Here is a 14,210-nt window from a genome sequence, read left to right on the forward strand (position 1 = left end):
GGTGTGACCTCCCTGGATCTCGTCTGGTGGGGTGATCGGTACCCAGGTGGTCGACGCGGAAACAGCGGATATGGCGGGATCAGACCATCGCCAACGTGCGGGGGATCTCGTCGAGCAGCTCCCGGGCGAGGAAGCCGATCCGGCCGTACCGGGGGATCAGCCGCTGGCCGCTCACCGCGTGCGCGAACGAACCCCAGCAGGCGGCCTGGGCCGGGTCGGCGCCCCGGGACAGCAGCCCCGCCAGCAACCCGGCGAGCACGTCCCCGCTGCCGGAGGTGCCCAACCCGGCGTCGCCGCTCTCCTCCCGCCACCCTCGGCCGTCCGGTGCGGCCACGTGCCCGTAGAGCGAGACGACCGCCTCGTACCGGCCGGCCAACTCGGCCGCCTCGGCGTCCAGGTCGTCGCCCGGGTCCCGCCCGAGCAGGTGCCTGGCCTCGGTGAGGTTCGGGGTGAGCACCACCGGCCGCCCCGAGCCGACCAGCAGGTCAGGTGCGTGACTGAGCGCACCGAGGGCGTACGCGTCGAGCACCAGCGACGTCTGCGGCCGGGCGGCCTCCAGGACCAGACTCAGCAACCGGTTGGTCTCGTCGATCGCCTTCAGCCCTGGCCCGACGGCCACCACGTCGGCCTGGGCGACCAGCTCGTCGAGCTGCCCGTCCCGGTCGGCGGCGACCGCGCCGTCGGGGGTCTCCGGCAGCCCGACCACCAGCGCCTCGGGCACCTGGATGCTCAGCGTGGCGGCGGTGGACTCGGCGGCGGCGAGCTGGAGCACCCCGGCGCCGGCGCGCAGCGCGGCCACCCCGGCGAGCAGCACCGCACCGGGGGTGAAGCGGGACCCGCCGACGACCAGCACGGTGCCCCGGCTCTCCTTGCCACCGACCGGCACCGGTAGCGCCCAGTCGCGCAGCAACGCCGGCGTGATCACCTTCACCTCAGACCGGTTCGGCATGGATCTCGTCCTCCCTGGTCGGCTGGGCGCCCTGCCGGTGCAGGTGGCCGACCTCGTTGAATCCGCCCAGGGCCAGCCGGTCCCGCGCGTCGGCGGACCAGTCGGTGATCGAGCAGTTGGCGATCACGTGTTCGCGGGTCAGTGCCATCAGGTCCGCCTCGGTCAGCCCCTCCACCAGATAGCGCAGCAGAAAGACCAGCGCGTCGTGGCCGAAGAGCAGGACTCGCTGGCCCTCGTGGTCCCGGCGCAGGTCACCGAGGAGCGTGCGCAGCCGCAGCGCCACGTCGGTCCAGGACTCCCCGCCGGGCGGACGGTAGTAGAACTTGCCGAGCCGGGCCCGCCGCTCGGCCTCGTCGGGGTAGCGCCGACGGACCCCGTGCCCGGTCAGGCCGTCGAGGATGCCCAGCTCCCGGTCGCGCAGCCGCTCGTCGCGGCTCACCGGCACCCCGGTGCCGTGCAGCGCCAACTCGGCGGTGGAGACCGCCCGCAGGTACGGCGAGACCACCGCGACGTCCGGCCGGCGGTCCGCGGGCAGCCCGGCCAGCCAGCGGCCGGTGGCCCGCGCCTGCTCCTCGCCGGTGGGGGACAGCGGCACGTCGGCGTCGCGGTGACTGAGCCCGATCAGCTCCTCGCCGGACGCCTCGGCGTGCGTCGCCGCCACGTTCGCGGTGCTCTCACCGTGCCGGATGATCCAGAGCGTTGCCAGTTCCGCCATGCCGACCCCCTACCCGGGTGCCGGCGGCGGTAATCGCGCCCGCTCAGCCGCGCCGTTGCAGCAGGGCGACGGTCATCCCGGTCACGTGGGTCAGCTGGGCCAGCTGGTACCGCTCGCCGAGGACGGCGGCCGCCTTTTTCGACAGCCCGGTCATCGGTGTGTCGGTGACCGTCGGCTGCACCAGCCACAGCCGTGGCTCGTCCCGCAGGCAGCTCGCCGGGTCGGCGCAGTCCGCGGCGAACAGCTCGTTGCGCTGGGCCGCGGTCCGCGCCTGGAACACGGTGCGCGGGGAGATGTCCGCCGGGAGGTAGTACCGGACGCCGGGCTCGGTCAGCCACCACCAGACGTCGCCCACGACGAGGCCGTCACCGGGCTGGTAGCCCGCCTCGATGACCCGTGCCGCCTGGGAGTAGGACAGTGGCTCGAAGGCCCTCGCCTGGGGGTAGGTGTACCAGCTGTGCGAGTACTCCCCGCGCATCGCGAGCTGACCGGGCACGGACAGCGCGGCCACGACCACCAGCCCGGCCGCCACCAGCGGGGTACGGCGCAGCACGGCGAGCCCCGAGCCGGCCAGCACCGCCCAGGCCGGCAGCAGGAACAGCAGGTACTTGGAGAAGAAGTAGTTGATCTCGCCGGTCGAGGCCACCAGGATCACCGGCACCGGCAGCACGGCGACAAGCGTCGCGCTCACCGTCCGGGCCACGGCGTCGCGGCGCAGGTGGGTCAGCAGACCGATGGTGGCCAGCGCGGTCACCGCGGCGGCGAGCAGCACCGAGCCGTACGCCTGCTCCCAGACCGTCCAGGGCGAGCTGTCCGGGATCCAGCTGATCTGCCGCCCCGCCTGCTTCATCCCCCGCAGGATCACCGGCGCGGCGAGCGCCACCCCGCCGAGGGCGGCGAGCGGGAACCAGGCCAGCGACCACCAGGCGCGCTTGCGCCAGCAGTGGATCAGGACGGCGGTGCCGTGCCCCACCAGGAGGGTCAGCGCCACCACGTTGACCAGGCCGATGCCGGCCACCGCGAGGGTGTACGCCGCCCAGCGCAGCAGGCCGGGCCGCTCCAGCGCGCGGAGCAGGAACAGGGTGGCCGCCGCCGCGGCGAGGACGACGAAGGCGTACGAGCGGGTCTCCTGCCCGAACCGGGTGACAGTGGGCACCAGGGCGAAGACGAACCCGGCGGCGACACCCGTCCGGTGGTCGAAGAGCCTCCGCCCCGCCAGCGCCACGCAGGCGGTGGCCAGGGTCATCGCCAGCGCCGACGGCAGACGCACCGCGATCGGGCCGGTGCCGAACAGCGTCGTCCAGGCGTGCATGAACAGGTAGTAGGCACCGTGCACGGCGTCGACGTTGGCCAACATGGCCCGGATCTGCCCGGTGGAGCGGGTCGCCACGTCGATGGTGACCAGCTCGTCGTGCCACATCTCCGGGCTGCCCAGCCGCCACCCGACCGCGACCGCGGCGAACGCCGTCGGCCAGAACCAGACGCTGAGCGCCAGCCGGCGGGCGAGCGGGACCGGCCGGCGGTCCGGCCCGGTGGGCGGGGGAGGACTCCCCGCATCGGTCTGCGCGGGCTGCGCGTCCGTGGCAACGGCGCGGTTCGACATCGGCGTCCGATCGGGGGGGCGGTTACGGGGCGCGCCGATGATAGCGCCCGCGACGGCCGGCCCCCGCGCGTGATCGGCCCGATCCGGGTGCGCGTCAGCTCGGTTCGGCGATGGCCGATCGCGGAGACGGGCCTGATAATGTGGCCGCGCCCGTCGAGCATTTCCACCACGCACAGTGAGGCCAACCGACCCAATGATTGTCGACATTATGCTGCCGTACTACGGAAGCGTGCCCCTCATGCAGGCGGCGGTGCGCAGCGTGATGGCGCAGAGTGACCCGGGTTGGCGTCTCACCGTGGTCGACGACGGCACCGAGCCGGGCGTGCCGGAGTGGTTCGCGGGCATCGACGACGAGCGGGTCCGCTACCAGCGCAACGAGCGCAATCTCGGGATCACCGCCAACTACCGCAAGTGCGTCGGTCTCGCCGAGCACGAGTACCTGGTGATGATGGGCACGGACGACATCATGCACCCCAACTACGTCGCCACCGTGCGATCGGTGATCGAGCAGTACCCGGGCGTCGGCATGGTCCAGCCGGGGGTCGAGATCATCGACGCCGACGGCACCGTGGTCAACACCATCGTCGACGAGGCGAAGCGGCGGATCTACGCCCCCCGGATCGACTCCCGCGAGCTGATGGGCGGCGAGGACCTGGCGGCCAGCCTGCTGCGGGGCTGCTGGTTCTACTTCCCGTCGATCTGCTGGCGGACGGACGCGCTCAAGGCCGTCGACTTCCGCGAGGAGTTCCAGGTCATCCAGGACCTGGCCCTGGTGATCGACCTGATCCAGCGCGGTGAGCAGATGGCCGTCGACACCACCCTCTGCTTCCAGTACCGGCGGCACGCGGTCAGCAAGTCCGCCGCCGACGCGGCCAACGGCTCCCGGTTCACCGAGGCGCGGGCGTTCTTCGTCGATGTCGCCCGCCGGATGGACGAGCAGGGCTGGCCCCGGGCGGCCCGCGCGGCCCGCAGCTACACCTCGTCCCGCCTCCACGCCATCACCCTGCTGCCGGCGGCTGTCCGCTCGGGCAGGATGGCCGGCGTGCGCAGCCTGTCCCGGCACGCGTTCGGGCCGGGCCGATGACCGACGACAGCCAGGGGGACGCCATGACCGTCAGACCACGACCTCCGGCCCAGGACGCGGCACCGCAGCCGATGCGGGTGGTGGTGCTCGGCGGCACCGGCTTCCTCGGCCGCCCGATCTGCCGCGCGCTGGCCGACCAGGGCCACACCGTGGTCGCCGTCGCGCGTACCCCGAAGACGATCGGCCCGGGTGTCGAGGTCCGTGCACTGGACCTGGCCGCCGCCGACGTCGACGAGATCACCGCGGTGCTGCGTGACCTCGACCCGGCCGTGGTGATCAACGCGGCGGGCGGGATGTGGGGCCTGTCCGAGGCCCAGATGCTCGCGGTCAACGTCACACTGGTCGAGCGGCTGGTGCAGGCCGCGGGCCGACTGCCCGGGCGGGTCCGGGTGGTCCAGATGGGCAGCGTGCACGAGTACGGGCTGGTCCCGGTGGACTCGTCGATGCCCGAGCAGCTGACCCCCGCGCCGGTGATGCCGTACGGCGAGTTCAAGCTGCGCTGCACCGAGGCGATCACCGCGGCGGACCGGCAGGGCCTGATCGAGGGCGTCACGCTGCGGGTCGGCAACGTCATCGGCGCCGGCCAGCCCGGGCACAGCCTGCTCGGGGTGGTCGCGGGCCGGCTGCGCGACGCCCAGCGGGCCGGTACCCGGGCCCGGCTGGAGCTCGCTCCGCTCGGCTCCCGGCGGGACTTCATCGGCCTCAGCGACGTGGTCGCCGCCGTACTGCTGGCCGCGACCCGCCCCGACGCGCCCGGCCGCGTGATCAACATTGGTCGGGGGGTGGCGGCCAGCGCGCGTGATATGGTCCGGCTCCTCATCGACGTGAGTGAGGTGCCGACCGATCTGGTCGAGGCCGAGCAGGCCGGCCCCGCCGAGACCAGCTGGCAGCGACTGGACGTCGGATTGGCCGCCGAGGTGCTCGGCTGGTCGCCGAGCGACGACCTGCACACCGAGATGAAGCAATTGTGGGAGCACGCCGGCGCCGAGGTGCCCGCCTGATGCCGAGAGGTTTCCTGACCGTATGACAACCCCCGCCCTCATTCGGTCCCGTGGCACGTTGGCCGACCTGCTTTCCGGCCGCAGTAACGGCATCGGGCTGATCCGGCTCTGCCTCGCCGTCGGCGTCGTGCTGTCGCACTCCAAGCCGCTCGGCTTCGGTGCCGCCGACCTCGGCTACAGCCTGACCGGTCGGCAGACCAACGTCGGCACCATGGCCGTGTACGGCTTCTTCGTGCTCTCCGGCCTGCTGATCACCCGCAGCGCTCGGCGTACCGGCGTGATTCGCTACGCCTGGCACCGGGCCCTGCGGATCCTGCCCGGTCTCTGGGTCTGCCTGCTGATCACCGCGCTGGTGATCGCCCCGCTCGTCGCGTTGCGCGAGCACGGCACCACCGCCGGCTACTTCGACAATCCCGGGGAGCCGGGCGGCCCGCTGGCCTACCTGCGCGGCAACTGGTGGACCGGTGTCGAGCAGTACGGCATCCACGACCTGTTCATCCAGTCCACCCCGTGGGGTCGCAAGACCAGCACCAGCGTCTTCAACGGCGCGCTGTGGTCGCTGAAGTACGAGATGTTCTGCTACGTCGTGGTGGGCGTGCTGGCGGCGACCGCCGTGCTGCGCCACGCCCGCCGGTTCGTGCTGGTCCTGACCGTCGTGCTCTACCTGAGCATCCTGCAGGACTGGGTGGCCACCGGGCGGATCAGCGGCCCGGCGTCGACGGCGGGCTGGACCTTCGATGCGCCACTGGTCGGCCCGATGGGCTTCCACTACATCGTCTACCTGGGCTTCCTCTTCGCCCTCGGCGCGACCTTCGACCTCTACCGGGAGCGGGTGCCGATCAGCGACGTGCTGGGCATCGGCGCGGCGGTGGCGCTCGGGTTGTCGCTGCTCGTCGGCGGGTTCTTTGTCATCGGGCTGCCCGCGTTCGCGTACCTGCTGGTGTGGCTGTCGGTGCGGCTGCCGCGCCAGGTGCACTGGGTGGGCCGTAAGAACGACTACTCGTACGGCATCTACATCTACGGGTTCATCTTCCAGCAGCTGATGGCCAGCCTCGGCTGGAACCGTTGGGGTTACGTGCCGTTCGCGGCCATGTCGGTCGCGGTCGCCTTCGTCGCCGCGTTCCTGTCCTGGAAGCTTGTCGAGCAGCCGGCGCTGCGGTTGAAGGACTGGACGCCGGGCTTCGTGGCCCGCCGGTCGTCGCAGCGGGTGCCCGTCGAGCAGCAGACCGCGGTGGCCGAGGAGCCGCCCGCGACGCCGCCCGCGACGCCGCCGGTGCAGGTCGGCGGTCCGACCGAGGAGCTGCCACAACAATCCGCCACGCTGGTCCCCGGCCGGTAGCGCCTACGTGCCCGCCCCCGAGCCGTACGCTCGGGGGCGTGGCCACGGCGGCGGAGGAGATCCAGGTGGGGGAGCGGCTGGTCCGCGTCTCCAGTCCCGACAAGCCCTACTTCCCGGAGCTCGGGCTCACCAAGGTGGACGTGGTCCGCTACTTCCTCTCGGTGGGTGACGGGGTCCTGCGCGCGTTGCGGGACCGGCCGACGATGCTGGAACGTTGGCCGCGTGGCGTCTTCGAGGGCGCGACGATCGCCACCCGGCAGACCAACCGGGGCGACGCGTTCTACCAGAAGCGGCTGCCGGCGGGCGCGCCCGAGTGGGTGCGCACCGCGCACATCACCTTCCCCAGTGGCCGCACCGCCGACGAGGTCGCGCCCAGCGAGTTGGCCGTGGTGATCTGGGCGGCCAACCTGGGCACCCTGCGGTTTCACCCCTGGCCGGTCACCGCCGCCGACGTGGAACGACCCGACCAGTTGCGTATCGACCTCGACCCGATGCCCGGCGTCGGGTTCGACCAGGTGCTGCCGGTGGCCCGCGAGGTCAACGCGTTCCTGGCCGAGCTGGGCATGACCGGCTACCCGAAGACCACAGGTGGGCGGGGCCTGCACGTCTACCTGTCGATCGAGCCGCGGTGGAGCTTCGGCGAGTGCCGTCGGGCGGTGCTCGCGTTGGGCCGGGAGATGCAGCGCCGGCTGCCGGAGCTGGTCACCACCACGTGGTGGCGCGACAAGCGGGACCGGCCGGTCTTCGTCGACTACAACCAGATGTCGCGGGACCACACGATGGCCTCGGCGTACTCGATTCGACCGACGCCCCGGGCCCTGGTGTCGACACCGCTGACCTGGGCGGAGCTGGACGACGCCCGACCGGAGGACTTCGACGTGCGCACCGTGCCGGCCCGCTTCGCCGAGCGCGGCGACCCGCACGCCGGCCTGGACGGCGACCGGCACTCGTTGGAGCCGCTGCTGGAGTTGGCCGACCGGGAGGGGCTGGAGGCCCCGCCCGAACGGTGAGGTCCGGCCCAGCGCGGCGGGTCACAGGTCGGCGAGCACGGGCTTGAGCGCGGCGGCCACCTGGGGTGCGAGGGTCGTCGAGTAGGTGGCGCTCAGGTGGTGCGCGTCGCGCCAGACGAGCACGCCGCCGATGACGGGGGCGCACCGGTCCGCGGGGCAGATCCAGTCGTTCAGGTCGACCAGGTGGGCACCGGCGAGGCCATCGGCCGCCTCCTCCTGCGCGGGACCGCCCCCGCGGCCCAGGGCCTCGGCCCGGGGCATGGCGCACTTCGTCAGGCGGTTCGGGTTCTTCGACACGCACTCGGCGATGTCCTTCTCATGCAGCGGAGTGTCCCGCAGCACCACCACCGGAATCTTCTCCGCGATCATGCCGCTCCACGTCGCGCGCAGTTCACGGGCCAGCGCGGACCGCCACTTCGCGGGCGGCTCGCCACTGACCGGGTACTCGGCGTTCGTCACGACCAGCAGGTCGGGGCGGCCCGCGCCGAGCAGGGTTTCGCGTACCTTCTGGTTCCATTCCGTGCAGGAGGTGTAGGGCCGCTCGTTCAGGGAGATCTCCGCGGTCAGGAACGGGCAACCACCCTTGGTGTACGTGGCGAGGCGCCAGCCGTTGGTCTCCGCCGCTCCCCGCATGGCCGGGACCCAGTGGTCGGCGTGGGAGTCGCCGACCAGCGCGATGGTGGTCGCCGAGTTCATCTTTCCGTAGACGCACACCTCCGGCGTTGCGGACTCCAACGACACGTGGCAACTCTTCGTCGCCTGCAACAGCGGCGCGTCCCGGGCCGCCCGCGCCGGCTCGGGCGTGATCGAGTCGACCTTGTCGACGGGCACCCCGGCCCGGCTGGTGCGGGGGGATCCGCCGAGTGCCGCGGCACCCGGCGCGGCCGGTGGCGCCGCCTGCGCGGAACCGCCGGGCACCTGGCCCATGATGACCGACGGCTGTGGCGTCGTACCCGCCGTCGACGGAATGGCCAGTTGGAAGGCGAGGCCGGCCAGCGCGGCCGCGCCGGTGCAGACGGCCCCGATGCGCAGGGCGGAGGTCGGCCGGTCGGCGAGGACCGGCGACCGGCGCACCGGGTTCTCGACGAAGTGGTACGTGAGCGCGGCGGGGATCGCCGAGGCGGCCACGACGGCGAGCGCCGGGCCGACGCCGAGGTCGCCGAAGTGCGCCTGCGCGGCGATCAGCACCGGCCAGTGCCACAGGTACAGCGAGTAGGAGATTCCGCCGACGTAGCGCAGCGGCTGTTGGCCCAGCAGCAGGACCGGCCCGGCACGGCCGGCGGCCGGCCCGAACGCGATCACCGTGGCGGTGCCGAGGGTGGGGCCGAGCGCGGCGTAGCCGGGGAAGCCGGCCTCGGTGGTGATCAGCGCGGCCGAGGCGCCGACGGCGATCAGCCCGGCCCAGGCCAGCGGCACGGCCACCAGGCGCGGCGACCGGCGTAACCAGATCGCCGTGACGGCGACGGCGCCGCCGAGGGCCAGCTCCCACATCCGGGTGGTGGTGACGAAGTACGCCGATGGCTCGGTCGGCGAGACGTACAGCGCCCAGGCGAACGAGGGGACCGCGATCAGCGCCAACCCGAGCAGGTAGAGGCCGCGGCCACCATGCCCCCGGCGGCGGGCGAACCACCCGAGGGCGATCAGCAGCAGGGGCCACACCAGGTAGAACTGCTCCTCGACGGCGAGGGACCAGAAGTGCTGGGCGATGCTCGCGGCGTCGTTGGCGGCTACGTAGTCGGCGGACTGCTCGGCCAACCGCCAGTTCATGGCGTAGCAGGCGCTGGCGATGACGTCCCAGGCGGTGGACGACCAGCGGCCTCGGGGCAGGAAGAAGTAGGTGAGCACCAGGGTCGCGAGGAGGACTGTCGCGGCGGCCGGGAGCAGACGCTTCGCTCGTCGGGCGTAGAAGTCGGTGAGCGAGAGCCGTCCGTATTTGTCGAGTTCCTCGAGCAGCAGACCGGTGATGAGGAAGCCGGAGATCACGAAGAACACGTCGACACCGACGAAACCGCCGGGCAGGTACGGCACTCCGGCGTGCCCGAGGAGCACCAGCAGCACGGCCACCGCCCGCAGGCCCTCGATGTCGCCGCGGAAGGACCGCGCGCCGGCCGACGTCGGCCTTGTCGACGTCGGCCTGGTCGGTGGCGGGGCGGCTACCCTGGCCTGCGCCCACAACTCATTCGATATAGCCACGTCGCGGATAGTAGCGGCGTTCTGCGGTAATTCGGCTGTTTCAGGATCGTGCTAATGAATTCGTGTTATGGCCTCTACTGCCAGGGGCTCTGCGTTCCGCCGAACTCCTCGAAGACGAGCCAGGACCGCGTCGACAACACCCCGGCGATGCGCTGCACCCGGTCCAGCACCACGTCCCGCAGGGCGGCGTTGTCCGGCGCCCGGACCAGGGCCAGCACGTCATGCTCGCCGCTGAGCAACGCCACGTGCTCGACATAGCGCACCTGGGCCAACTCGGCAGACACCTCCCGCCAGGTGTTCTGCTCGATCGTCAACGCCATGTACGCCGAGGTGCCCAACCCGGCCGCCTCGGGCGCCACCTGGGCGTGGAACCCGGTGATCACCCCGTCGCGCAGCAACCGCTCCACCCGCGCGTACGCGTTGGTGCGGGAGATGTGGATCCGTTCGGCGAGGGTACGCACCGACGTCCGCCCGTCCCGGACCAGCTCGTCGAGGATCCGCCGGTCCACCTCGTCGAGGGCTCGTACCGATCGTCCCGATCCCGCCACCCGGTCTGCTTCGTCGCCGGTCTCCTGGCTCACTGATAGTCCCTCCGCATGCCAACCGTCCCGCCTTCTGCGTGGATCTTGAGTCAATCATCCGACAAGCGGAAGCATAGGGTCACCACACGTCCCAGGAGGTTCCGCCGTGACGACCACTCCCCAGGCGGTCCGCAGGGCATCCCCGCGTACGCGTCGAGCGGCCACCCCGCCCGACCCGGCGCGCCCGCTGCTGCCGAACACCGAACCCGTCCGCCTGCTCGACCCGACCGGCACGCCGCTGCCCGCTCGCGGCGACTACCCGGAGCCACCCGTCGAGCTGCTGCGCGAGCTGTACCGGCGCATGGTGCTCGGCCGCCGGTTCGACACCCAGGCGACCGCCCTGACCAAGCAGGGCCGGCTGGCCGTCTACCCGTCCTCGCGGGGCCAGGAGGCGTGCCAGGTCGGCGCGACGCTCGCGGTCCGCGACACCGACTGGGTCTTCCCCACCTACCGTGAGTCGATGGCGCTGGTTGCCCGGGGCATCGACCCGGTCGAGGTGCTCACCCTGCTGCGCGGCGACTGGCACTGCGGCTACGACCCGACCGAGGTACGCACCGCGCCACAGTGCACCCCGCTCGCCACCCAGTGCGTGCACGCCGCCGGTCTGGCGCACGGCGAGGCGTACCAGGGTCGCGACACCGTGGCGCTGGCCTTCATCGGCGACGGCGCCACCAGCGAGGGCGACTTCCACGAGGGGGTCAACTTCGCCGCCGTGTTCAAGGCGCCGGTCGTCTACTTCGTACAGAACAACCGCTACGCCATCAGCGTCCCGCTGTCCCGGCAGACCGCCGCGCCGTCGCTGGCCTACAAGGGCGTCGGCTACGGCGTGCCCAGCGAACAGGTCGACGGCAACGACCCGGTGGCGGTGCTCGCCGTGCTCACCCGCGCGGTCGCGCACGCCCGCGCCGGCAACGGGCCGTTCCTCGTCGAGGCGCACACGTACCGGATGGAGCCGCACACCAACGCCGACGACGCCAGCCGCTACCGCGACGGCGCCGAGGTCGACGCCTGGCGCGACCGCGACCCGATCGCCCGGCTGGAAACCTACCTGCGGGCCCGCGGGGTGCTCGACGACGCGGCGATCGCCGAGGTCGCCGAGCAGGCCGAGGCGTACGCGGCGGACCTGCGGACCCGGATGAACGAGCAGCCCAAAGTCGACCCGTTGAGCCTGTTCGACCACGTCTACGCCGAGCCCACCCCGCAACTCGTCGAACAGCGTGAGCTGGTCCGCGCCGAGCTGGCCGCCGCTCGCGACGAGGAGGGGAACGCCTGATGGCCACCACCATGGCGAAGGCGCTCAACACCGCGCTCGCCGACGCGCTCGCCGCCGACGACCGGGTCGTCGTCTTCGGTGAGGACGTCGGCGCGCTCGGCGGCGTCTTCCGGATCACCGACGGCCTCCAGGCCCGCTTCGGCGAGGACCGCTGCTTCGACACCCCGCTCGCCGAGGCCGGCATCGTCGGGTTCGCCGTCGGCCTGGCCATGTCCGGTCTACGGCCGGTGGTCGAGATGCAGTTCGACGCGTTCGCGTACCCGGCGTTCGAGCAGATCGCCTCGCACGTGGCGAAGCTGCGCAACCGGACCCGGGGCGCGCTCAGCGTGCCGATCGTGATCCGGGTGCCGTACGCGGGCGGCATCGGCGGGGTCGAGCACCACTGCGACTCGTCCGAGGCGTACTACGCGCACACCCCCGGTCTGAAGGTGGTCACCCCGGCGACCGTCGAGGACGCGTACTCGCTGCTGCGTGAGGCGATCGACGACCCCGACCCGGTGGTCTTCATGGAGCCCAAGAAGCTCTACTTCGGCAGCGCCGACGCGGCCCTGCCGACGCGGACCGAGCCGTTCGGCCGGGCCGTCGTGCGCCGTCCGGGACGCGACGCCACCCTGGTGGCGTACGGGCCGGCGGTGCCCGTCGCGTTGGAGGCCGCCGAGGCCGCCCGCGAGGAGGGCTGGGACCTGGAGGTGGTGGACGTGCGCACCATCGTGCCGTTCGACGACGACACCATCGCCGCCTCGGTCCGCCGCACCGGCCGCTGCGTGGTGATCCAGGAGGCGCAGGGCTTCGCCGGGGTCGGCGCGGAGATCGCCGCCCGGGTGCAGGAGCGCTGCTTCCACGCGCTGCACGCCCCGGTGCTGCGGGTCGCCGGCCTGGACATCCCGTACCCGGCGCCGATGCTGGAGCACACCCACCTGCCCGGCGTGGACCGGGTGCTCGACGCGGTGGCCCGACTCCAGTGGGACGACCAGCCGGACGCGCGTTGGGCGGCGGCATGACCACCGTCGAACGGACGCAGGTCTTCCTCCTGCCCGATCTGGGCGAGGGGCTGAGCGAGGCCGAGATCGTCGAGTGGCGGGTCGCCGTGGGCGACGTGGTCACCGTCGACCAGAGCGTGGTCGAGGTGGAGACCGCGAAGGCGGTCGTGGACGTGCCCTGCCCGTACGCCGGCCGGGTCGTCACCCTGCACGGCGCGGCCGGTGAGGTACGCCCGGTCGGCCAGCCGTTGATCACCATCGCGCCGCTGGACGGCGGCGACGAGCCCGCCGGGCACGCCACCTACCGCGAGGAGGAGCGGGCCGGCTCCGGCAACGTGCTGATCGGCTACGGCACCGGCCACGGCGGCGCCACCCGCCGTCGGCGCCGACCTCGGCTGACGCTCGCCCCCGAACCGGCCGACACCGCGCGGACCGATGGTGCTGCCGCGACGGGCGGTGCTGCTCCGACCGGTGCTGCTCCGACCGGTGCTGCCCCGACCGGTGGTGTTGCCCCGACCGGGGTGGCCCGCCCGGCTGGCGGCGGTGCCGCGGGCGACGCACCAGGTCACCCGGCGCGGCCGACCGCCCTGGTCATCTCGCCGATCGTGCGGCGGCTGGCCCGGGAGCGCGGCGTCGACCTGAACGCGGTGCGGGGTACCGGGCCCGGCGGCGTGATCCGCCGTGCCGACGTGGAGGCGGCGCTGACCGTGCCCGCCGCCCGGCTCACCGCCGTGCCGGACGCGCCCGTCGCGCCGGTGCCGTCCGGGGACGACGACGTGATCGTCCCGCTCACCGGTGTCCGCAAGGTCATCGCCGACAAGCTCTCCCGCAGCCGGCGGGAGATCCCCGAGGTGACCATCTGGGTCGACGTGGACGCCACCGGGCTGCTGGAGACCCGGGCCGCGATCAACGCGGCGACGCCCGACGCGCCGGTGAGCATCCTGGCCCTGCTGGCCCGGATCTGCCTCAGTGGGCTGCGCCGGTTCCCGCAGCTCAACGCCCGGGTCGACACCGAGGCGCAGCGGATCGTCCAGTCCGCGGGGGTGCACCTCGGCATCGCCGCGCAGACCGACCGGGGCCTGCTGGTGCCGGTGCTGCGCGACGCCCAGCGACTCACCACCGCCGAGCTGGCCGCCGAACTGGCGGCCACCACCGCCGCCGCGCGGGCGGGCAGCCTGCCGCCGGCCCGGCTGACCGGCGGCACGTTCACCCTCAACAACTACGGGGTGTTCGGCGTCGACGGCTCCACACCGATCATCAACCACCCCGAGGCGGCGCTGCTCGGGGTCGGGCGGATCGTGGACAAGCCGTGGGTGGTCGACGGGCAACTCGCGGTTCGCAAGGTGACCCAGCTGAGCCTCACCTTCGACCACCGGGTCTGTGACGGCGGGGTGGCCGGCGGCTTCCTGCGGCACGTCGCCGACTGCGTGGAGCGCCCCGCGCTGCTGATCGCCGCCGTCTGAGCGCGTACCCCGGCCCCGG

The 14,210-nt window shown here is 72.7% G+C and carries 12 protein-coding genes; 7 read left to right on the plus strand and 5 right to left on the minus strand.

Translation table 11 applies throughout. From position 1 onward, the window contains the following. Positions 1-79: 79 nt before the first annotated feature. Genes AB0B57_RS29065 through AB0B57_RS29075 form a run of 3 tightly spaced genes read right to left on the minus strand, consistent with a single transcriptional unit; the run spans position 80 to position 3,267 of the window. Positions 80-949, minus strand: coding sequence for an NAD(P)H-hydrate dehydratase (locus AB0B57_RS29065; RefSeq protein WP_357076673.1), 870 nt, complete (start codon positions 947-949; stop codon positions 80-82). After that, entirely contained in the window at positions 933-1,664 is a 732-nt protein-coding gene (locus AB0B57_RS29070; protein WP_357076676.1) for a histidine phosphatase family protein, read from the minus strand. Before AB0B57_RS29070 ends, AB0B57_RS29065 begins: the two co-directional genes overlap by 17 nt. A 43-nt stretch (positions 1,665-1,707) precedes the next feature. Further along, positions 1,708-3,267, minus strand: a complete 1,560-nt coding sequence (locus AB0B57_RS29075; RefSeq protein ID WP_357076679.1) for a glycosyltransferase family 39 protein — start codon at positions 3,265-3,267, stop codon at positions 1,708-1,710. A 208-nt stretch (positions 3,268-3,475) separates the two neighbouring features. Between AB0B57_RS29075 and AB0B57_RS29080 the strand changes: the two genes are divergently transcribed. Genes AB0B57_RS29080 through AB0B57_RS29095 form a run of 4 tightly spaced genes read left to right on the plus strand, consistent with a single transcriptional unit; the run spans position 3,476 to position 7,701 of the window. Further along, complete coding sequence (locus tag AB0B57_RS29080; protein WP_357076903.1) at positions 3,476-4,351, plus strand: glycosyltransferase; 876 nt, start codon at positions 3,476-3,478, stop codon at positions 4,349-4,351. Between the two features lie 23 nt (positions 4,352-4,374). Continuing rightward, positions 4,375-5,352: an NAD(P)-dependent oxidoreductase gene (locus AB0B57_RS29085; protein WP_357076682.1), complete on the plus strand. Its 978-nt coding sequence runs from the start codon at positions 4,375-4,377 to the stop codon at positions 5,350-5,352. A gap of 22 nt (positions 5,353-5,374) precedes the next feature. Next, positions 5,375-6,691 carry an acyltransferase gene (locus AB0B57_RS29090; protein ID WP_357076685.1) on the plus strand — a complete coding sequence of 439 codons (1,317 nt, stop codon included), beginning with the start codon at positions 5,375-5,377 and terminating at the stop codon, positions 6,689-6,691. Between the two features lie 38 nt (positions 6,692-6,729). Then, entirely contained in the window at positions 6,730-7,701 is a 972-nt protein-coding gene (locus tag AB0B57_RS29095) for a DNA primase small subunit domain-containing protein (protein WP_357076687.1), read from the plus strand. Between the two features lie 21 nt (positions 7,702-7,722). Here AB0B57_RS29095 and AB0B57_RS29100 read toward each other — a convergent pair whose 3' ends face one another. After that, positions 7,723-9,894, minus strand: a complete 2,172-nt coding sequence (locus AB0B57_RS29100) for an acyltransferase family protein (protein ID WP_357076691.1) — start codon at positions 9,892-9,894, stop codon at positions 7,723-7,725. A gap of 74 nt (positions 9,895-9,968) precedes the next feature. Next, positions 9,969-10,442, minus strand: coding sequence for an Lrp/AsnC family transcriptional regulator (locus AB0B57_RS29105; protein ID WP_357076906.1), 474 nt, complete (start codon positions 10,440-10,442; stop codon positions 9,969-9,971). Positions 10,443-10,548: 106 nt separating this feature from the next. Between AB0B57_RS29105 and pdhA the strand changes: the two genes are divergently transcribed. From pdhA to AB0B57_RS29120, 3 genes are read left to right on the plus strand one after another with little or no spacing between them, the layout of a single operon-like run. Further along, the gene (gene pdhA, locus AB0B57_RS29110) at positions 10,549-11,748 is read left to right on the plus strand and encodes a pyruvate dehydrogenase (acetyl-transferring) E1 component subunit alpha (protein ID WP_357076909.1); all 1,200 of its coding nucleotides are present in this window, start codon (positions 10,549-10,551) and stop codon (positions 11,746-11,748) included. Further along, complete coding sequence (locus AB0B57_RS29115; RefSeq protein ID WP_357076912.1) at positions 11,745-12,749, plus strand: alpha-ketoacid dehydrogenase subunit beta; 1,005 nt, start codon at positions 11,745-11,747, stop codon at positions 12,747-12,749. The genes pdhA and AB0B57_RS29115 overlap by 4 nt, the downstream gene beginning before the upstream one ends. Further along, positions 12,746-14,191 carry a dihydrolipoamide acetyltransferase family protein gene (locus AB0B57_RS29120; RefSeq protein WP_357076694.1) on the plus strand — a complete coding sequence of 482 codons (1,446 nt, stop codon included), beginning with the start codon at positions 12,746-12,748 and terminating at the stop codon, positions 14,189-14,191. Before AB0B57_RS29115 ends, AB0B57_RS29120 begins: the two co-directional genes overlap by 4 nt. Positions 14,192-14,210 lie beyond the last annotated feature (19 nt).

This window comes from Micromonospora sp. NPDC049101 (assembly GCF_040648675.1).
Taxonomy (GTDB): Bacteria; Actinomycetota; Actinomycetes; order Mycobacteriales; family Micromonosporaceae; genus Micromonospora.

Excerpts from the sequence above, each read along its gene's own strand:
- AB0B57_RS29085 (WP_357076682.1), top strand. The coding sequence starts at position 4,375 with ATGACCGTCAGACCACGACCTCCGGCCCAGGACGCGGCACCGCAGCCG.
- AB0B57_RS29070 (WP_357076676.1), bottom strand. The coding sequence starts at position 1,664 with ATGGCGGAACTGGCAACGCTCTGGATCATCCGGCACGGTGAGAGCACC.
- AB0B57_RS29065 (WP_357076673.1), bottom strand. The coding sequence starts at position 949 with ATGCCGAACCGGTCTGAGGTGAAGGTGATCACGCCGGCGTTGCTGCGC.
- AB0B57_RS29080 (WP_357076903.1), top strand. The coding sequence starts at position 3,476 with ATGCTGCCGTACTACGGAAGCGTGCCCCTCATGCAGGCGGCGGTGCGC.
- AB0B57_RS29090 (WP_357076685.1), top strand. The coding sequence starts at position 5,375 with ATGACAACCCCCGCCCTCATTCGGTCCCGTGGCACGTTGGCCGACCTG.
- AB0B57_RS29120 (WP_357076694.1), top strand. The coding sequence starts at position 12,746 with ATGACCACCGTCGAACGGACGCAGGTCTTCCTCCTGCCCGATCTGGGC.
- AB0B57_RS29075 (WP_357076679.1), bottom strand. The coding sequence starts at position 3,267 with ATGTCGAACCGCGCCGTTGCCACGGACGCGCAGCCCGCGCAGACCGAT.